The following is an 18,670-nucleotide window of genomic DNA, read 5'->3' as shown; positions in this document are numbered from 1 at the left end:
GAGGGTGAGCCTAACCACACACTATTCAAAATCCAACTCTCTTGCTCATTTATCATGTTGTCCGATTACATCTTATGTGCATTGGCATAGATGAATACGCCATGTTCCTCTTTCTTGGTGTGTAATCCTTTCCTTTGTTTGAAAAAGATAAGTGCAGCACCGGTGCATAGAGTTGCAGCAAGGACGATGAGTCCGGCAATAAATCCGAGGATGCAATACACTATGATAAAGCTGAGAATACCTCCACCTACAGTTGCTGCAGCCCAGGTGATATACCTGCCTTGGAATCCCATAAATTCAAGGGGTTTTTGAAGCCCCTTAAACATGGGATAGCTGACGTATTGATGATTGCCCGATTCCTTTGTCATGATGAATCCATATTACTTGGATAATAGTTAGATACCAAAAAACAAAGGCAGAGCCTGTGCAGCAGCTACAAGGAAGATACATGCACCAACAACCATCATGATCTTCTTCTTGACGTCTTGCTCCTCATTGTTCATTGCAATGTAAACGCTTATGGCACCCACAACGGCAACGACACCGGCTATGGCATAACAAAGCTTCACAACGTATGGAACATACTTTGCAATTTCTTCCGTAACTGTAGTCAGTGCATTTGTTCCGGCAGTGTAGTCTCCTGCAGCATTCTGAGCATAAGTGGCAGCTACTCCGCAAAAGAGCAACATGGCCAGTGTTCCAATACGTTTAGCATTGAAAATCCTTTTGGTTAAATTCTTGATTTTCTTCATTTTTTTGTTGTTTTACAGTTAAAAAATTAGACACGTTATCCTTACTTGCTTGGTTATTTATTTTTTACTTTTATACAATATTATAGCCAAAGAATGCAGGGAAAATGATAGTTGCTCCAATCATAAACAGGCAAGCTCCAACCAGCATCATTATTGATTTGGTCACATCTCCTTCACCGGTATTCATTTTGATATAGATTTGTAAAGCTCCTATAATTGCTACTATGGATGCAATAGCATAAAGAAGATATACGACATAGAGCATCATTGTGACCGTAAAATCATGGGCATTACTCAATGCGTCAGCACCCCAGCTGTAGTCAACACCACCGCATTTAGCAAATGCCGACTGAGGCTGGAGGAACATGAAGCCGAAACAGGCAATAAAAAACAGTTGTTTGATTTTACAGTTTATCGATTGCATTCCTTTTCTCTATTTTTCTTTTGTTGTGTTTGTCGTTGAGATTTTGCATGAACTCATCAGGATAGAAACTGTATTGAGGAACTGCCTCTATCTCTTCCATGTTTTCTTCGTTTTCTTTATTGAGTTCTGCACTTGTAGTAGTCTGTTGAGTGGATTTAGACTCTTCCTCTTCAGGAGGGGAACTGTTGCTCTGCTTATTGCCTGTTGGAATAACTACCCGAAGGCCGTCGTCTGTTACTTGCTCTGTGTATGTCATGTCACTACCTTCAGGACCATCATTATGTTCTTCCACGGAAACCGGCACTTCTTCATTATCCATGCTGCTGACATCAATGGTCTCTTCATCCGTTTTCTTTTCGTCTTTCTTACTATGAAGGTCAAGGGTAATCATTACTGAAAAGTAAACCACATAAACAAAGGTGAGGACCAATACGAATATTACAAATCCTGGCATTCTCAATCTGATTTTAATGTGTTATTATAAATATATTTTATACTCAGAAGATAAAATTGAAAACCAATTTGCTCCTGTAACATGACAAAGGAAATGAGTTTTATGGTATTCCGATAAAAATATGCCGATTTGCATTTCAGTATTAACATACATTTGTTTAGAAGTATGATATTCTGGTAAAAATCATACTATTAGAATAAAAACATCACAAAAAAAGGAGGCTCTCTTGTGGGGAACCTCCTTAAACTAATAGAACAGACTTATTATTTTTGTTACTCCTATACTATTCCATTGATGACATCGTTTAGATCTTTGAAATTTGGGTATCTGACAGATTCATCAATTACCTTGTTTGAATATTCGTCTTTGATTTTCTTTGTTGTAGCTATACCGGCAGCATCGTTGTCAAGATAACAGTGTACTACATCATATACCTGGAGATATGGAAGTGCAGTTTTAATATTACTGATTGAATTAAGAACAATATAATCACAGTCGTTTTCAACACAAAGTTGTATATCCATCATCCATTTTCTGATACTTGCATACGTGAGCATATCAAAGAAACCTTCAAATATGCAGCATTCTGAATGTGATTCACCGTTGGGCTTTATTACGGATATTGTTTTCTTTCCGATACTGCGTTTGCAGTATTTGTTTCTGATTTCCATACCACCATCTACATTTTCAAAGGCTATGGCATAATAATGTTTATCATTGATATGATAATGTATTTCCTTACAGAACTCCTGAGCAACCTCGAAGTCAACACGTCTTTGTAAAATATATCTTTTCAAATTGGGATGACTGAGCTTGCTAATACGATCAATGAAAGTAATACTTTTTCTTTCATTACCCTTTTCTGCTATATGGCTCTCATTCCACGCATTTCTTCTTTGTTGTTCTTTGGTCATCGCTTCATAATCTTCAGCATATTTGAGATTATGGTTCTTAATCTGTTGTTCAAGATAAGTAAGTACTTGATGATTATTCCATGAAGGGTGCATCTTCTGAACAAGATTTATAATGTTTCCTCCTGAGCTGGCCCCAAAGTCATTCCAAAGATTTTTTGTAGGACTGACATTGAAAGATGGAGACGATTCTGCTCTAAAAGGAGATAGATACCAGTAATTACCTCGATGGATATAGGCATACTGATAACCTTCCGTTTCAAGGAACTGTACAATACTGACTGATTTTATTTCATCTATGGTCATGGCATATCAATAATGTCTAATTGGGCTTATATAAGTTTAGTATATATATACCCTGTTAAACTTAAACTCATAAACTTACTTTAACGGCAGGAGTGCAGGATGATAATGATAACCGTCTTTGTCTTTGGTAATCAGTTTGCGCTCACAGAAGATTTTAAGCATATCCTTAACTGCATTGTCCCCACGCTTGTAGCCTTCTTGTGCGTAAGCCTGACTGATTGCTTTCACCAGTTCAAGATACCTCTGTGGACTCTCACCTTCAAAAACAGTGCGAAGTACTTTGGCATGTAAGTCATCTGGCAGAGATGTCAAGGGCTTATCTTTGGGTTTGACTACTGTAATATGATAGCCGTCATCCAAGACGGGGAGAGAATTGTCGTCAATGTGAAATGCCCATGAAGAAAACTCCTTGTCTCGCATGTGCATAGGCCTGACTTCACTGATGTTGGAATCCTGTTTGTTCTTGCTGATTATCAGAACTGTTTCAGCCTTGTTTTCAAGTTCGGTACCAATATGACCTCTGGTGTTATTGTCATTCTTGTTAAGATGCAGCACGCAATGGATGTGAAGATTGTACTTGCTTGTCCAGGCCATGAGCATAGTCATCACATCGGTTGATTCTTTGGCATTGTTAATGTCATACATGAGATCTCGTAAGCCGTCGATAATGACCAATCCTACACCCTCAAATGTTCTTAGGGCATAATCTATGAGGGCAATACGGAGAGTAGGAGTGAACTCCCTTAGCCCATAGAACTTGATGCGTTTATCTTCCTTTGTCAGACTCAATCCTGCAAGGCGGTAGATGCGTTCTATCACATTGTGGCAGTGAAACCTACTTTGTTCTGTATCGAAATAGAGGATTTTGCGTTTACCATCAGGAAGACTGGCCCGGTATTTAAGAACCGTTGAATTGTTTACCGCTGCTGCAACCATTGCTGTAATATTAAAAGTTTTCTTGCTCTTTGCTTTACCGGTGGATGCGCTGAAATTACCAAAGGTTGCTATGGTACAATCTCCAACCCATAAAATCTGTGGTGGAACAGGAGGCTTTTCACATGCCTTTATTTCTCCTTGTCTCAGGTAGTTGTCTAATTCCTGGTCGTTGAATGTACTCTTGCTTAGCATTCCGACTTCAAGAGAGCTTTCCACTGAACATTCCTTATCATTACTGTTTTTCCTTCTTATCATGACATAGTTCTTTTTTATTATCATTTTTTGAGGAACTTATGACAACTTCTGACTTTTTCAGTAAAGCAGTCAGTTGAGCATCTGTATAAACCTCCTTTTTATTATGTTTCTTCTTTTTCATTGTAATATTCTATTTATCATTTTTTTTGTTTTGCTGGCACTACATGATTCTTACGCATCCATCTCAGGAGTTCTTGTCTATTGAAATAGATGGTTTTCCCTTTGGGCTTAAAATGTGGAATCTGCATATTCATAGTGAGTTTATATATCTGGGATTGTGATATTCCCAAATACTTTGAAGCTTCTTCAGTGGTCAACATTTCTTTAACCACATATAATCTTTCCTCAATCTTTGCAAGACGTTCATTGAGTATTTCTGGATTAATACTATTAAGTTCTCCAATTTTCATTTCCAAGAGTTCTAATCTCTTTTTTAAGATGCTGATTTCAATGTTACTGGTTCCCATTTTCTAATGATTTAATGTTATACAATAGGGAGTACCCCAAAAGCTGAATCGATTCTGGGGTAAATATACTCCTATTGTTATTTTCGCAATTTGAATGTCTCCTGTCAGTTTAAGATGTCAGGGAGAGTGTCAGGGATTTTTCTTTCAATTGCTTTACATTGTTTCACTTCAATACATTTCTTTCAGTTGTTTTACTATATTCACATATTCTTCTTCAGGAAATGTAGCAGTAGTATTCTTTAGTTCTGTAAGACGTGAACTGATTGCTCCACGAGTTGATGGTATCATACTTTTCTGTGGGGCTAACATTTTATTTCTTACTACAAGTGATACCCAATTATATGGAATCATTTTTTGTTGGGAAAGAGAATATAACAGCTGAAGTATATAGCGCAAGTTTGTGGCTATAAGAGTCTTTTTTAATGTACAGTTAAAGAACTTTTCAATAGTATTCTCGTCAACAGGGGTAGTGAAGAAATTCTTTCTATTGGCAAAATCTGTGATAAGTTTAATTTGCTTTCTGTTAAAGGATGCAAGTCCATTGGAGTCCTTTAATATAACTTCCACATGGTTAAACTCATTAAGCATTTTAGAGAAGTCTGTCTTTTCGAATGTAGATTTAGTGAAGTACTTCTCAACAAGATCTTTTCTGTCGGTCAGTAATTCATAAACACAGAAAAGATTTTGGAAATGTTTTCGTATTGCTTCCTCATCAGATGTGAAAACAGGAAGATGATAACTGATTAGGTCATTTACATAGCGATTGTAAATTTTTCTATCATTAATTACTTCAGTTTGATAATGCTTGTAACTGACTTTAAATAAGTCCCAAAGCTCATCTTTGGACAGCTCAATCTCTTGGTTTGTGAAATGATTGTTACATTGTAAATACAAAAAGAGAGAGCAAAGAGTGTTGATTCTTTTTACTCATAAATTAATTTTTTTTGTGTATAAATATTTAATTCTATTTCTATGATCATTTGTTTATATACTATATTGTAATTATCACTGATCACTTTGCTAAGTGCTTTTAAGTGATATATGCAAAAAAATAGCCTACATTAGATAATCCTTAATGCGGGCTATTTATGAATTCGCATTTCTCTACTATTTCCTTCGACTTGATCTTTTGCTGAGTATTTGATTGATTTCTGCTGTACTGATTGGCTTTTCAGTTTTACAACCAGACTCAACCCATTTGATGAGATCATCCCTGAAAAATGTGTATTTCTTACCTTTCTTGTTGACTGGAATTTGTCCGTTCTGTATATAACAGTACATTGTCGATTTTTTTATTTTGAGAAATTCACAGGCTTCTTTTACATCCATTGGAATGTGTTCAGATGGAGACTTTTGATTAGATTGACGAATCTCTTCATGAAGTATTTCTATGGACTGTTCAAGTAGATCACATTTTTTAAGTATATCTGACATAACTCTTGGTATGTCATTAAAGGTTATCGGATTATCTTCTACGTATTCTTGCATATATAATTCTTTTAATAATGAAACTCGTAACTATCTTTATCAGGAATGTCAATTTCTATTTTACATTTCCCTTTTTGTCTGAGTGTACGCCTGATGCTTTCAATTTCAACGTCATTAAGTTCTTTAGGAAAACAGAGCTTGATGAAGGTAGCTCTGGTTTGTCCACTCCAACCAAGCCGTTCTCCTATATTCCAGGCATAATGTCTGATGTCGAGTGTGTTTAACTGACCATTTGTTAATACAGAATTGATACACGATTCTGGAATCTCGTAAAGTTTAATGTTCTGGCATAGGGTTTCCAGACAATCATCTGTCATGTATGGTGAAAAAACAGTATATGTATACTCCTTGATTGCCTCATATCTGTTAACCTCCAAATGGTCCTGTTTATTTTTATAAATCTCACGCATAATCTCTGCTTTATTCTTTTCTGAAGTAGCAGGTTGTAGAGAAGTGATGCTATTATTAATGATTATGCGCTTCTCAGTATGTAACCTGTACAGGACAGTTATTATACAAACTAATAAAGATAATAAAATGAGGTATAACAAAATCGGCAATGGGGATAACATTAGGTTATTATTTTCTGTTACATTAGTGCTTGTGACCACCCTGATAATATATGGAGCGGTCACAAACAGAATAATGGTAATAATGTTTGAAATGAGAAGTATCAGTAAATTCTCTCTTATCTTTTTTGTCATTGCAATTGGTTTTTATCGTATTACTTTATTGCAAATTTATAGATAAACTTACTAATTGATACTAGTTGTTACTAATAAAATCTCTCTAGAAAACATTATTTATGTTTCAGTGTTTCAATGATTTACGCTACTATTTATTGTCACTTTTTTGATTTTCCTTTCTCTTTCTTTCTCTTGGTTTCTGCATTAACATTTATGTTTTCATTTTCTTGCATTTCCATTTTTACATTTGTTAACCTAATTCTATCAGCTGCTTCTCGTGTTTTCGGATCAGCATGTGAAGCATAGATTTGAGTGGTACTTACATTCTTGTGATTAAGGAGATGTTGTACTGTGTAAATATCAGTTCCAAGTTCAAGCTGTAAGGATGCGTAAGTATGTCTGAAACAGTGAAAGGTAATATGTTTTTTTATTCCACATTCCTTAATCCAATCTTGCATGACTCTATATGTCATAGTACGATTAAATCCTGAAAAAATATATTTATCTGTTGTTTGTGGCTGAATTAGTTCATAAGCATCATCACCGATTGGAACCTGTGTCTGACGCTGAGTCTTTACACATTTAAAATCAAGATAATGTCCGCCATCTGCATATGTTTGGATATTTTCCCATTTTAAATTGAGTATATCACTTATACGTAATCCACTCAAACAGGAAAATATAGCGGCTTTTCTTACTACTGGAACTGAACATTCTGAGTTGTATAGTTTTCTGACTTCCTCCAGTGAAAGGCTTTGCTTGACTGGTATTGTGCATGGAATATTATCCAAAAGGGATGCTATGTTATCTACAAGTCTTCTTTCCCTATAGGCTTTAGTTAAAACTTGTTTGAAGATATTCCAATATGCTGAAGCTGTATTTCGTGATATAGGCTTGTTAACCATGACTTTGCCTCTTGCTGATACTTTCGTGTCTAAGAGATATTCTTTATACTTGTTACAGAATACGGTATCAAGCATTTCAAATGTACATTTGTTGTGGCAGAACCTGCTGAAATGTTTATAGGCTGCATCACACTTCGCAAAGTTTCTGTTGACAATATTCTTGAAGTATGCAAGAAAGTCCTCCTTTAGACGGTCCTGGTTAAAGAAGTCATATTTCTCATTAATTACCTCTATGAATACCTTACACCGAATAGCTTCAGCTTTTGCCAGAATAGCTTCATTATACTTTTTCTGTTGTGTAGAAATGGGGTTGGCATATATATACATGCCAAGCGAACGACGACGAATCAGTTCCATTGTTTCAGGATTTCTATAGCCTGGCCAAAAGTCCAGAAATAATGATTTAGTACCATTTCGTCTATCTCGCATACGGAGAGTTACTGATTTACAATACTGCATATTATTTGTTTTTATAGTTTTATGTCTCAAAATTCTCGAATGATATATTGCTGACATCGGTAAATTGAAAGTAAATATCACTATATATCAATATTTGCTATAAAATCATCTTCTGAGAACCGTTTTTCCATTAACCGGTCAAATTCTTCTTTTCTAAAAAAGATGAATTTCTGCTTCTTTACTCTGGTGAGCTTATAGTGATTGACGTAATAGAAGACAAGTGAATTTGTAAGATTATATTTCTTTGTAGCTTCTTCTACGGAATAATACCTGTCTCTACCAACAAAATATCCATTCTTTATTTCCTCTATGTGTTGTTTGGAATAATAGGTACTACCATACTCAACCTTTGCTGGAATCTTATGTCTATGAATAAAAGAGCGTACACCATCTGCTGTCATTTTAAATGTTGTACGCATTTCCTCTGGCGTTATCCAGTCTGTGATTTCTGCATACTTATTCTTTTTGTTGTATAACAGGTCAATGGATCCCTTCTCATAGAAATTAAATCCTTTCAGTGCTATCTTAGGTATGTTGTTCTCTCTTGTTATAACTCCAGCATGCTTTATTGATATTTTAAACATCTCTGCTACCTCATCAGTAGAATAGTATCCTTCAGGAGTTGCTGGACAGATTTTTTCCTGTTGCTTTGCCGTGAAAACAACCTTTTCTTCACCATTTGACTTTATTAGTGGAGTTGAATTTTGAAGACGTTGATGCATGATATTATCAAAATCCGTCCGATAAATCATGGTGAATTTTCCACGCTTTTCAGTCTTAATGCTATAGGTCTTTAGAGTATAACTTACCTGATCTTTAGTTATGCCATACTTTTGCATAGCTTCTTCATAAGAGTACCAGTCAGGATCAATTTCATCGGTCTTGTGTTTTATACAATCTATATGAACCTTAGAATAATAAGACCTGCCATTTCTCTTTACCCTGGGAACCGCATGGTATTTTACAAAACAAAGAGCCGCACCCTGAGTCATATTGTACATTTCCATGATTTGACTCAATGTGTAATAGTTATCAATGTCTATGACATCAAGAAGCTCAGAGAAATTTGCGTCAATAAGCTTTTTACTGTAGAAAGTATTACGCCCTTCGTAAACTTTAGGGATGCCTAATCTGTCACAACGTCCCCATACAGCTTTACGTCCAATTTTATACTTATCCATAATCTCTTGTAGGGTATAGTATTCTTGTTCTTGCTTACGCTTGTAACTTCTTTTTCTATAAGGTCCTGCATCCTCAAAGTATTTGTCAAGATCCTCACGACGGACAAGGGTTTTTCTACGTATTCTCACTGCCTTGATGATTCCGGAATAGAAACATCTATAAACAGTGCTAACACTCATATCAAGTAATAAGGCAACATCTGAGGGTGTCAAAAATGGTCGTGAAGCAACTGCATCTCTTTCTTTATCAAGAGCTGCTTCTTTTTCACTTTCCCGGACACTTTTTTTACGTTTTGCTTCACGTTTGCGAGATGCGTCACGTTCGCACTCTCTACAGCAGTATTTATTTGACATCTTGGATGCAATAAACTCTGCTCCACATGTTAAACATTTCTTTAATATCTTCATCTTTTTGGCATGTTAAAATCGTCCATTTCCTTTGCAGCAATTTTCAGGTATTTGCAGGAATTTTCACGAGGTGTCCAACATGTCAACGGGCGCACATTTATCACTTTTGCAGTTTTTGCATAAGGTGCCATATATGTCATTTTCCCATTGCCATTTGGTCGCAAAATTTAGGGATAGGAACGATATTTGAGCCAAATTTACCCTTAAAAACTGGTTGTAACAAGTTTCAAATGGAAAGTGTTAAAATGAAAAAAGCCACCAAAACGGTGGCTTTCAGACAGTTAGCGATATATTGTAATATTGTTGATAATCAGCTACTTACCGATGCAAAAGTGGCTAAAGATGTTTTTTAGTACCTCGTCTGACGAGAATTCGCCAAGGATTTCGTTGAGGTGGTAGATACATTCGCGCAGGTCTTGTGACAGAAGGTCGGCCGGAAGGTTGGTGTTAAGGCCTTCTATCACCCTGGTGATTGCTTCGAGCGATTTTGTAAGGGCTTCATAGTGTCGGAGGTTGGTGACGATGGTGTCGTTGGCAGACATATCGGGAACGTCGGCCAGTTTGACAAGAAGAGATTTTAGCGTGTCGATGTTCGTGTTGTGTTTTGCAGATATCGTGACCGTATGGAATTGGGCACTATCTTGATCGTGCACAATCTCGTTCAAGAGCGGCGGAATGTCTGCTGTAATGTCACATTTGTTCACGGCCAAAATTACCTGTTTGCCGCTTAGCCGGCCTGCCACCTGACTGTAGAATTGGCTGAAGTCGCCTGCCGGCCTTTGCAGGTCGTACATCATTATTACAATCAGCGCCTTGTCCATGGCCATGAAACTGCGCTCAATGCCCATTGCCTCAATTTTGTCATTGGTGTCGCGTATGCCCGCTGTGTCGATGAATCTGAAAGTCAGCCCCTCTATGCAAACAGTGTCTTCAATCACATCACGCGTAGTGCCATGCACATCGCTAACGATAGCCTTGTCGTCGTTGAGCAATACGTTTAGCAGCGTCGATTTTCCGGCGTTAGTCTCACCGATGATGGCAACGGGTATTCCGTTTTTCAGCGTATTTCCGGTTCCGAATGAGTTGGCCAGCTTTGTAATGGTGTGCTCGATAGTCTCGGCGAGTTGCCTGAGTTCATCCCTGTCGGCAAATTCAAGCTCCTCGTGGTCGCTGAAGTCAATTTCCAGTTCAACGAGCGATGTGAGGTGTAGCAGGTGGTCGCGCAGTTCCTTTAGTTTCCGGCTGAATCCGCCTCTCATTTGGTTCATGGCCACCCTGTGCGCGGCCTCAGATGACGAAGCGATCAGGTCGGCCACAGCCTCAGCCTGGCTCAGGTCCATCTTGCCGTTCAGAAACGCTCGCAGAGTGTATTCGCCCGGCCCAGCGGCCCGACATCCGTTGTCGATGAGCAATTGCATGGTTTTTTGCAATATGTAGGAAGAGCCATGGCATGATATCTCGACAGAGTCTTCGCCAGTGTAAGAGTGGGGAGCACGGAAAATGCTTACCAGCACATCGTCCACCACCTGTCCGTCAGAACCGCATATATGTCCATAAGTAACAGTCCCCGCATGGCGTTGGGCCAGAGATACGTGTGGCTTTGACGAAGGTGTGAATATTTTGTCGGCTATCGTAATGGCATCTTTGCCTGAAATGCGTATTATGCCCAAGGCACCGCCTGTTGCAGTGGCAACGGCGCATATTGTATCGTTGGTGTTTGATATGTTGGATGGAGTCATCTTGTTGCGTATAATGTCTTAACTTTTTCGGTTGTATCCGTGTAGCCCTACGCCCCACCTTGAAGCGCCCGTAACGGGCTGAGTTTGAGAGAGAACCATCATCCCTGTCGCCTTTTCGTATTGTTATTTTACTTGTTAAATCATTGCTGCATAACCCATTGACATTTAGACGATTATCAATATAGGGCGTTTCATGCCGCAATATGTGCCGTTTCGCGTTGCAAAACATGCCGTTCTACATCCTTAGATCGGCCATATCGCTCGACGAGGTGACAGCGGGTGGGGGATTGAACGCCATTTTGTAATGAAACATTCAATTTGCAATATTCTGTGGGCATGGCGTTTCCGGCTCGTTTGCCGGATAGTTTAAATATAGAAGTCGGCCATCAGCGTTGCGTGCTTCGGGTCGTTGAGAGTCAACTCTTCGCATTGCGCTTCCGGCTGTGGCCGCTTGGCATAAGCCAGCATAACCCTCTTTGGCGGCTTTGTCTCTTTTGTCCTGACATAACACCTGCGCTTCTCAAACAGTCCGGCAATGGCGGCTGCAGCCTCCATGTGGTGGAGGTGGTCGGCCGGTAGAATCATTGAAAACTCGCCCTCACCTGCAAGCAGCCTGAACACGTGGCTTGCCAACTCGTCGTATGTCAGTGATGTGTTGTGCCTGCTCAGTGTCCGCTTGCTGTCGGGGCACTCGAGCGAACCTTGAAAATAAGGCGGGTTGCACGTTATTGCATCGTAAGGTACGCCGCAGAATTGCTGCACCGGTTGGCAAACCACCTTCATGCGGCTTGAAAACGGCGACGCAACCATATTTGCTGCAGCCTGCGCAGCTGCGTCCGGGTCGATGTCGATGCCGGTCACGCATGCGTCGGCGCAGCGTTGGGCAAGCATAAGTGCAATTATGCCTGTGCCTGTGCCGATGTCAAGCACGTCAAGCCTCTCACCTCCGTTTGGCGGCAATCCTGCCCACGCGCCAAGCAGTGTGGCGTCTGTTCCCACTTTCATGGCACATCTATCCTGCCAGACAGTAAACCTCTTGAATCTGAAATAGTCGTTAGACATCGCTACTCACGGTTGCATTCAGTTTGTGATGCAAGGTATGCTTCGGCTTTTTCCAGGTCTTCGGGTGTGTCTATGCCAATGGTCTCGATGTCGGTAATGCCCACCTTTATCCTGTATCCGTTTTGCAGCCACCGCAGCTGCTCCAGGTTCTCCGCCATCTCCAGCGAACTTGGCGGCAGGCATGTTATTTCCTCCAACACTTTGCGCCGGTAGCCGTAAAGCCCGATGTGTTTGAGGAAAGGGTAGCGGCCGGCCCATTCATTGGCCTCTGCACCCCTGACAAACGGTATCACGCTCCGGCTGAAATACATCGCATAGCCGTTGTTGTCTACCACTATCTTAGGTGAGTTTGGATTTGATATTGCCACCATGTCATGTTTGAAGGCAATGCCGAGGGTGGCTATCTGGGTGGCCTCATCGTCGAAGCAGTCGCAAAGGGCCTTGATTTGCACCGGACTGACAAAGGGTTCGTCTCCCTGTATGTTTATGATGACGTCACAACCAGAGCCTATCTTTTCCATTGCCTCACGTATCCTGTCGGTTCCGCTGCGGTGGTTGGCCGAGGTCATGACCACATTTCCGCCGAATGCCTTTACCGCGGAGCTAATCCGCTCGTCGTCTGTTGCCACATATACAGCGTCGAGCACCTTTGCCGCACGCTCGTAAACATGCTGTATGACAGGCTTGCCGCCCAGCGGCGCAAGTGGTTTGCCCGGGAAGCGGGTAGAAGCGAACCTTGCCGGAATTATACCAATAATGTCCATAACTATCTGTTTTGATTGGCTTGAAAGAGGCCTCAGCCTCTCTTTCTGGATTATCTGAATGCAAAGTTATAAAATAATGGATTGATAATCAGTTAAAAAAACTAATCTTTTTGGGCACGTGCGGTTTTTTTATTACTTTTGGCAATAATTTTAAGAAGAAACATTTTGAGACATATTATATTATCATTGTTCTTTATCCTACCGTCATTTGTGTGCGCCCAGAAAATAACATTGGGCACTTGCACGACGAAAGACGGCGGGGAGTATAGTGGCGAGATGGTGGGGGGCAAGCCCCAAGGCAAAGGCAAAGCCACTTACAAGAATGGCAACCGCTATGAGGGTTCCTATGTGAAAGGCAAGCGCCAGGGCTATGGCGTATATACATTCTTCGATGGCGAGAAGTATGAAGGCCAGTGGTTTCAGGACCAGCAGCACGGGCGAGGCACATACTACTTTGCCAACAACAACAAGTATGTAGGCCTTTGGTTTCGCGATTACCAGCAAGGCCATGGCGTAATGTATTACTACAATGGCGACAAGTATGACGGAGAGTGGAAGCAAGACCACCGGAACGGCAAGGGCACGTATACATTTGCCAACGGAGCTTATTACAAAGGCGAATGGTTGAACGACAAAAAGAACGGCAAGGGCTTCTTCGACTGGGGCGATGGCTCTACATACGACGGGCAATGGGTTGACAACCAGCGCTCGGGCCGCGGCACATTTAAGTATGCCGATGGCGACGAATACACCGGGCAGTGGAAAAACGACATCCAAAACGGGAAGGGAATATACAAGTTTAAGAACGGTGACGTTTACGAAGGAGATTACGTTCAGGGCGAGCGCACCGGCGTAGGTATATTCAAATATGCCAACGGAGATAAATATACGGGCCAGTTTTTCGAGGGAGACAAGCAGGGACAAGGCACTCTTGTTTGGAAAAACGGCAATGTGTATGTCGGCGAATGGAAAGCCGACAAGCCCAACGGGGCAGGGAAGCTGACCACAAAGGCTGGCGATGTGTTTGAAGGACAGTTCAAAGACGGAAAGATAAACGGCCAAGGCATCGTTAGGTATGCCGACGGATGGAAGTTCAAGGGCACATTCAAAGACGGCAAGCGCAACGGCCCGGCCATAGAAGAAGACAAAGACGGCAACCGCTTTGAGGGCTCATATCTTGATGATGTGCGCGACGGGCGTTTTGTAGAGAAAGACCGCAACGGCAACGTCACGGCCAAAGGAGTATACATACGCGGCCATAAGAAGTTGGATTGAACCTGATGATGGATTGATATATGAATTTAAGTCTAATTTAATATTTAACAGTTATGGTAGTAGATACACTTGATAATCTGGAATTTTACAAGGGTTTGAATCCTTTGTTTGAAGATGTTGTTGAGTTCGTAAAGACGCATGACTTAAACAAACTCGAAGCAGGTAAGTATCAAATAAAAGGCGACGACCTTTTTGTCAACATAACGACAGCCAAGGGCAAGACCCCCGACAAAGCCGTGCTTGAGACACACAAGAAGATGATTGACATACAGATTCCGCTGTCTTGCGCCGAGACCTACGGATATACTCCGTTGTGCAACCTGCCCGACGCAGAGTACAACGCAGATAAGGACATCACCAAGATGCCCGGTTTGGCTGCCGACAGCTATGTGACTTGCCAGCCGGGAATGTTTGCAATATTCTTCCCCCAAGACGGACATGCCCCATGTATTTCAGCTGAAGCAGAGATAAAGAAGGCCATTTTTAAAATTTTAGCTTGACGCAATATGGTTGATAAGAAAGCAACAGGCCGCAAAAGAAAGGCAGAAGGTAAGCAGCCAGCCAAAGCGGCAGACAAGCATATCGGATTGGTGAAGAACGACCCGTGGCTTGAACCGTATGAGGACGCAATACGGGGCAGGCATGACCATGCTCTGTGGAAACTGGGGCAGATCACTGCCAACGGCAAGAAGGCGTTGGCGGACTTTGCCAGCGGGCACCTCTATTTCGGCCTTCACAAGTTGGCCAAGGGCTGGGTGTTCCGTGAGTGGGCACCGAACGCCACTGAGATATACCTCATAGGCGATTTCAACGATTGGAAAGAAACACCTCGATACAAGCTTAAGCGCATAGAGGGAACCGGCAACTGGGAATTGCGACTTAGCGAAAAAGCCCTTAAGCACGGCGACCTTTACAAGATGAAGGTGAAGTGGCCCGGGGGCGAGGGTGAGCGCATACCTGCATGGTGCCAGCGCGTTGTGCAGGACGACAATACTAAAATATTCTCAGCCCAGGTGTGGAACCCGGAGAAACCATATGTGTTTAAGAAGAAGAAATTCAAGGCCGACAAGTCTCCTTTGCTTATTTATGAGTGCCACGTAGGCATGTCGCAGGACGCCGAGAAGGTTGGTTCATACCGTGAGTTCCAAGACAATGTACTCCCGCGCGTCATTGCCGACGGTTATAACTGCATCCAGATAATGGCCATACAGGAGCATCCTTACTATGGTTCATTCGGATATCATGTCAGCTCTTTCTTCGCTCCTTCAAGCAGGTTTGGCACCCCCGATGAACTTAAGGAACTAATTGACACCGCACATCGCAACGGCATAGCCGTCATCATGGACATCGTTCATTCGCATGCCGTGAAAAACGAGGTTGAAGGGCTGGGCAACCTGGCCGGCGACCCCAACCAGTTCTTCTATCCGGGCGATCGTCACGAACATCCGGCATGGGACAGCTTGTGCTTTGACTACGGCAAGGACGAGGTGCTGCACTTCCTTCTCTCAAACTGCAGATATTGGCTTGAAGAGTTCCATTTCGACGGTTTCAGGTTCGACGGGGTCACTTCGATGCTGTATTATAGCCACGGCCTTGGCGAGGCTTTCTGCAATTATGGCGACTACTTCAATGGCCATGAAGACGACAACGCCATCTGCTACCTGACTTTGGCAAACAAGCTGATACATGAGGTCAACCCCAACGCCATCACAATAGCAGAAGAAGTGAGCGGAATGCCAGGCCTTGCGGCCAAGTTCGAAGACGGAGGCTATGGCTTTGACTATAGGATGGCGATGAACATACCAGACTTCTGGATAAAGATAATCAAGGAGAAGAAAGACGAAGACTGGAAGCCCAGCTCCATATTCTGGGAGGTAAAGAACCGCCGTCCGGACGAAAAGACCATCAGCTATTGCGAGAGCCACGACCAGGCTTTGGTAGGAGACAAGACCATAATATTCCGGTTGATAGACGCAGACATGTATTGGCATTTCAAGATAGGCGACGAAAACGAGACCGTTCACCGGGGTATTGCATTGCACAAAATGATACGCTTGGTGACGGCAGCGGCCATCAATGGAGGCTACCTCAATTTTATGGGCAACGAGTTTGGGCATCCCGAATGGATAGACTTCCCACGCGAAGGCAACGGTTGGAGCTATAAGTATGCCCGCCGGCAATGGAATCTTGTTGACAACAAGGAGTTGGACTATCACTACCTGGGCGATTTCGACAAGGATATGCTCAAGGTTATAAAGAGCGTAAAGAACTTCCAGTCGCTGCCCTTGCAGGAAGTGTGGCACAACGACGGCGACCAAGTGCTCGCATTCAGCCGCGGCGACCTTGTGTTTGTTTTCAACTTCAGTCCCACACGGTCGTTTACGGATTATGGGTTCCTTGTGCCGACAGGCGCTTATGACGTGGTTCTGAACACAGACTCAAAACTCTACGGAGGCAACGGGCTGGCAGATGACACCATGACCCACGTTACGAATTTCGACCCCTTGTATGTCCAGGACCACAAAGAGTGGCTGAAACTGTACATACCGGCCCGCTCTGCAGTGGTGCTGCGCAAGAACTGAGTGGCGATGAGTTATAACTGAATATACTTTTGTCACATGGTCAATGGCAGGAATTGCCATCTAAATCCTTTCATGGGGTGCGCCCCGTTCAATCAGAAGAACAGGGTGCGCCCCATAAATTATGCAAGGCTCAGCATTGTCAAGCCTCAGACACATAGGTCATGTGTACGTTTAAACGAAACAAGTGCATTAATTTATAAATGAGTTATACCAATCATAGAAGTGCAGACGGGCGCGTCAACTTGATGAAAGCTTTGTGCGCTGTTCTATTCTGTGGCTTTTCATTTGTCTATCTGCTGTTTTATCAGGCAGACATGCTTGCCGTGGCACAGCATATACTGAGTGGTGGCGTCACGACATACAACGGACTTATCGGTGCCATCATCATCACTGTGGTGTTAATGCTGCTGCAAGTTGGCGTGTCATCATTGGCGCGTCTCGGTGCAAAGTCGTACGCACTGACTTACTTCCCCTCTGCATTGGTTCTCGCTTTATTGTCCAGCATGAGCCCGGACGAGGCTGGCAAGATTGCCTTGGGCTTCGCTTGGTGGCTGGCCGTGGTGTTCTTGTTGCTGTGGGCAGGCTTGTGTGTCGTGCTGCGCCGCGTTCCCTCAGGAACCTCGAAGGGGGAGGACAGCTTTGTACAAGTGACAGACGTGCTGTGGAGGAACGTCATGCAGATGTCGGCAATCTTCCTTTTTGTGGGCTTTGCCGGCAACAACGACTCTGTCATGCATTACCGCATGAAAGCCGAGGGCATGCTTGTCAAGCGTGATTATGCCGGGGTGCTTGCCGTTGGTGAGAAGTCTGACGAAGCCGATGCTGCCCTGACACAACTTCGGGTGTATGCTCTGGCTCACGAGGGTCGGCTGGCCGACGAACTGTTCAAATATCCAGTGAAGGGGACTTCAAGCGACATGATACCAATGGACGGTGCTACCAGGTGCCTTCTTTACCCCAACGACAGCATCTATAGGTTTCTTGGTGCCAAGCCAGCCAAGCCAATGGACGCCAAGCTATACCTGTCTGCATTGCAGCATTCAGGCCACGCGTCCGAGGCGGTACGTGACTATGTGCTGTGCGGATATCTCATAGACCGCGACCTGGACGGATTTGCCAATGCCTTGCCGAGGTATTATGAAATCAACGACAGCCTGCCGCAGCATTACCGCGAAGCCCTGACATTATACACACATTTGCGCGCCAATCCTGTGCTTGTGTATCACAATGATGTCATGGACACCGATTATGAAGACTTGCAAGAACTTGAAAAGACATTCGCGTCTGACGAAGAGCGTAAAAACGCCGTTCGTCCACAATACTCAAGTACATACTGGTGGTATTTCGAATATGGGCATTGACAGTGGAAACGCATGTGATTTTCATGGCAAAATGATTAATTCAATATCCGGCCAAAGGTGTTTTGGCCGGATATTGAATTATGTAGCCACAAGCAAGATGCGCAAACGAAGTATACTATCATGGCATTTTCATGCAACAAGACGCCAACAGGTTTGCACTGATTTTGCCCTCCATGAACAGTAAAAAGCCATTGGGGCACCGGCGAAGGTGGCAATTTGGCGGATGGGGCAAGGCTGTTGCCATTGCAGCTTTGC

20 protein-coding genes are annotated in these 18,670 nt (G+C 42.6%); 4 read left to right on the top strand and 16 right to left on the bottom strand.

Annotated elements, in window-relative coordinates:
* Positions 1-65: 65 nt before the first annotated feature.
* The 16 genes from M3089_RS04035 to kdsB all read right to left on the bottom strand — a co-directional run bounded on the left by M3089_RS04035 (position 66) and on the right by kdsB (position 13,197).
* Positions 66-368: a DUF4133 domain-containing protein gene (locus M3089_RS04035; protein WP_062695337.1), complete on the bottom strand. Its 303-nt coding sequence runs from the start codon at positions 366-368 to the stop codon at positions 66-68.
* 27 nt (positions 369-395) lie between these two features.
* Positions 396-752, bottom strand: coding sequence for a DUF4134 domain-containing protein (locus tag M3089_RS04030; protein ID WP_018667712.1), 357 nt, complete (start codon positions 750-752; stop codon positions 396-398).
* A 70-nt stretch (positions 753-822) separates the two neighbouring features.
* Complete coding sequence (locus tag M3089_RS04025) at positions 823-1,119, bottom strand: DUF4134 domain-containing protein (RefSeq protein ID WP_050541679.1); 297 nt, start codon at positions 1,117-1,119, stop codon at positions 823-825.
* Between the two features lie 37 nt (positions 1,120-1,156).
* On the bottom strand, positions 1,157-1,630 hold the full coding sequence (locus M3089_RS04020; protein WP_018667710.1) for a hypothetical protein: 474 nt from the start codon (positions 1,628-1,630) through the stop codon (positions 1,157-1,159).
* A 278-nt stretch (positions 1,631-1,908) separates the two neighbouring features.
* Complete coding sequence (locus tag M3089_RS04015) at positions 1,909-2,847, bottom strand: toprim domain-containing protein (RefSeq protein ID WP_018667709.1); 939 nt, start codon at positions 2,845-2,847, stop codon at positions 1,909-1,911.
* Between the two features lie 75 nt (positions 2,848-2,922).
* Positions 2,923-4,038 (bottom strand): AAA family ATPase, encoded by a 1,116-nt coding sequence (locus tag M3089_RS04010; protein ID WP_009275718.1) that lies wholly within the window; start codon positions 4,036-4,038, stop codon positions 2,923-2,925.
* A complete protein-coding gene (locus tag M3089_RS04005; RefSeq protein ID WP_009275719.1) occupies positions 4,016-4,159 on the bottom strand; it encodes a hypothetical protein in 144 nt (47 codons plus the stop codon). The genes M3089_RS04010 and M3089_RS04005 overlap by 23 nt, the downstream gene beginning before the upstream one ends.
* Positions 4,160-4,175: 16 nt before the next feature.
* Complete coding sequence (locus M3089_RS04000) at positions 4,176-4,505, bottom strand: helix-turn-helix domain-containing protein (protein WP_018667707.1); 330 nt, start codon at positions 4,503-4,505, stop codon at positions 4,176-4,178.
* A gap of 168 nt (positions 4,506-4,673) precedes the next feature.
* A complete protein-coding gene (locus tag M3089_RS03995) occupies positions 4,674-5,399 on the bottom strand; it encodes a hypothetical protein (RefSeq protein WP_004309761.1) in 726 nt (241 codons plus the stop codon).
* Positions 5,400-5,612: 213 nt separating this feature from the next.
* Positions 5,613-5,993, bottom strand: a complete 381-nt coding sequence (locus M3089_RS03990) for a helix-turn-helix domain-containing protein (RefSeq protein WP_008781816.1) — start codon at positions 5,991-5,993, stop codon at positions 5,613-5,615.
* A gap of 11 nt (positions 5,994-6,004) precedes the next feature.
* A complete protein-coding gene (locus M3089_RS03985) occupies positions 6,005-6,697 on the bottom strand; it encodes a hypothetical protein (protein ID WP_249081863.1) in 693 nt (230 codons plus the stop codon).
* Between the two features lie 140 nt (positions 6,698-6,837).
* The gene (locus tag M3089_RS03980; protein ID WP_227198602.1) at positions 6,838-8,013 is read right to left on the bottom strand and encodes a site-specific integrase; all 1,176 of its coding nucleotides are present in this window, start codon (positions 8,011-8,013) and stop codon (positions 6,838-6,840) included.
* A gap of 110 nt (positions 8,014-8,123) precedes the next feature.
* Entirely contained in the window at positions 8,124-9,632 is a 1,509-nt protein-coding gene (locus M3089_RS03975) for a helix-turn-helix domain-containing protein (RefSeq protein ID WP_004309764.1), read from the bottom strand.
* Positions 9,633-9,946: 314 nt separating this feature from the next.
* A complete protein-coding gene (gene mnmE / locus M3089_RS03970; RefSeq protein WP_249081861.1) occupies positions 9,947-11,371 on the bottom strand; it encodes a tRNA uridine-5-carboxymethylaminomethyl(34) synthesis GTPase MnmE in 1,425 nt (474 codons plus the stop codon).
* Positions 11,372-11,737: 366 nt separating this feature from the next.
* Complete coding sequence (locus M3089_RS03965; protein WP_249081858.1) at positions 11,738-12,433, bottom strand: tRNA1(Val) (adenine(37)-N6)-methyltransferase; 696 nt, start codon at positions 12,431-12,433, stop codon at positions 11,738-11,740.
* Between the two features lie 2 nt (positions 12,434-12,435).
* Entirely contained in the window at positions 12,436-13,197 is a 762-nt protein-coding gene (gene kdsB, locus M3089_RS03960) for a 3-deoxy-manno-octulosonate cytidylyltransferase (protein WP_249081857.1), read from the bottom strand.
* Positions 13,198-13,362: 165 nt separating this feature from the next.
* Here kdsB and M3089_RS03955 point away from each other — a divergent pair, with 165 nt between their 5' ends.
* The 4 genes from M3089_RS03955 to M3089_RS03940 all read left to right on the top strand — a co-directional run bounded on the left by M3089_RS03955 (position 13,363) and on the right by M3089_RS03940 (position 18,415).
* Positions 13,363-14,472 (top strand): phosphatidylinositol-4-phosphate 5-kinase, encoded by a 1,110-nt coding sequence (locus tag M3089_RS03955; protein WP_205110568.1) that lies wholly within the window; start codon positions 13,363-13,365, stop codon positions 14,470-14,472.
* Between the two features lie 53 nt (positions 14,473-14,525).
* Positions 14,526-14,972 carry a YhcH/YjgK/YiaL family protein gene (locus M3089_RS03950; RefSeq protein WP_249081855.1) on the top strand — a complete coding sequence of 149 codons (447 nt, stop codon included), beginning with the start codon at positions 14,526-14,528 and terminating at the stop codon, positions 14,970-14,972.
* A gap of 6 nt (positions 14,973-14,978) precedes the next feature.
* Positions 14,979-17,054 carry an alpha amylase C-terminal domain-containing protein gene (locus tag M3089_RS03945; RefSeq protein WP_205110564.1) on the top strand — a complete coding sequence of 692 codons (2,076 nt, stop codon included), beginning with the start codon at positions 14,979-14,981 and terminating at the stop codon, positions 17,052-17,054.
* Between the two features lie 200 nt (positions 17,055-17,254).
* Positions 17,255-18,415 carry a DUF6057 family protein gene (locus tag M3089_RS03940; protein ID WP_249081854.1) on the top strand — a complete coding sequence of 387 codons (1,161 nt, stop codon included), beginning with the start codon at positions 17,255-17,257 and terminating at the stop codon, positions 18,413-18,415.
* Positions 18,416-18,670 lie beyond the last annotated feature (255 nt).

Source organism: Marseilla massiliensis, from assembly GCF_023336985.1.
Taxonomy (GTDB): Bacteria; Bacteroidota; Bacteroidia; order Bacteroidales; family Bacteroidaceae; genus Prevotella; species Prevotella intestinigallinarum.
This window is presented reverse-complemented; position numbering and strand designations above follow the sequence as displayed.

What these genes read in the sequence shown, in the direction of transcription:
- M3089_RS04035 (WP_062695337.1), bottom strand. Translation starts at nt 368, where the DNA reads ATGACAAAGGAATCGGGCAATCATCAATACGTCAGCTATCCCATGTTT.
- M3089_RS04030 (WP_018667712.1), bottom strand. Translation starts at nt 752, where the DNA reads ATGAAGAAAATCAAGAATTTAACCAAAAGGATTTTCAATGCTAAACGT.
- M3089_RS04025 (WP_050541679.1), bottom strand. Translation starts at nt 1,119, where the DNA reads ATGTTCCTCCAGCCTCAGTCGGCATTTGCTAAATGCGGTGGTGTTGAC.
- M3089_RS04020 (WP_018667710.1), bottom strand. Translation starts at nt 1,630, where the DNA reads ATGCCAGGATTTGTAATATTCGTATTGGTCCTCACCTTTGTTTATGTG.
- M3089_RS04015 (WP_018667709.1), bottom strand. Translation starts at nt 2,847, where the DNA reads ATGACCATAGATGAAATAAAATCAGTCAGTATTGTACAGTTCCTTGAA.
- M3089_RS04010 (WP_009275718.1), bottom strand. Translation starts at nt 4,038, where the DNA reads ATGATAAGAAGGAAAAACAGTAATGATAAGGAATGTTCAGTGGAAAGC.
- M3089_RS04005 (WP_009275719.1), bottom strand. Translation starts at nt 4,159, where the DNA reads ATGAAAAAGAAGAAACATAATAAAAAGGAGGTTTATACAGATGCTCAA.
- M3089_RS04000 (WP_018667707.1), bottom strand. Translation starts at nt 4,505, where the DNA reads ATGGGAACCAGTAACATTGAAATCAGCATCTTAAAAAAGAGATTAGAA.
- M3089_RS03990 (WP_008781816.1), bottom strand. Translation starts at nt 5,993, where the DNA reads ATGCAAGAATACGTAGAAGATAATCCGATAACCTTTAATGACATACCA.
- M3089_RS03985 (WP_249081863.1), bottom strand. Translation starts at nt 6,697, where the DNA reads ATGACAAAAAAGATAAGAGAGAATTTACTGATACTTCTCATTTCAAAC.
- M3089_RS03980 (WP_227198602.1), bottom strand. Translation starts at nt 8,013, where the DNA reads ATGCGAGATAGACGAAATGGTACTAAATCATTATTTCTGGACTTTTGG.
- M3089_RS03975 (WP_004309764.1), bottom strand. Translation starts at nt 9,632, where the DNA reads ATGAAGATATTAAAGAAATGTTTAACATGTGGAGCAGAGTTTATTGCA.
- mnmE (WP_249081861.1), bottom strand. Translation starts at nt 11,371, where the DNA reads ATGACTCCATCCAACATATCAAACACCAACGATACAATATGCGCCGTT.
- M3089_RS03965 (WP_249081858.1), bottom strand. Translation starts at nt 12,433, where the DNA reads ATGTCTAACGACTATTTCAGATTCAAGAGGTTTACTGTCTGGCAGGAT.
- kdsB (WP_249081857.1), bottom strand. Translation starts at nt 13,197, where the DNA reads ATGGACATTATTGGTATAATTCCGGCAAGGTTCGCTTCTACCCGCTTC.
- M3089_RS03950 (WP_249081855.1), top strand. Translation starts at nt 14,526, where the DNA reads ATGGTAGTAGATACACTTGATAATCTGGAATTTTACAAGGGTTTGAAT.
- M3089_RS03945 (WP_205110564.1), top strand. Translation starts at nt 14,979, where the DNA reads ATGGTTGATAAGAAAGCAACAGGCCGCAAAAGAAAGGCAGAAGGTAAG.
- M3089_RS03940 (WP_249081854.1), top strand. Translation starts at nt 17,255, where the DNA reads ATGAGTTATACCAATCATAGAAGTGCAGACGGGCGCGTCAACTTGATG.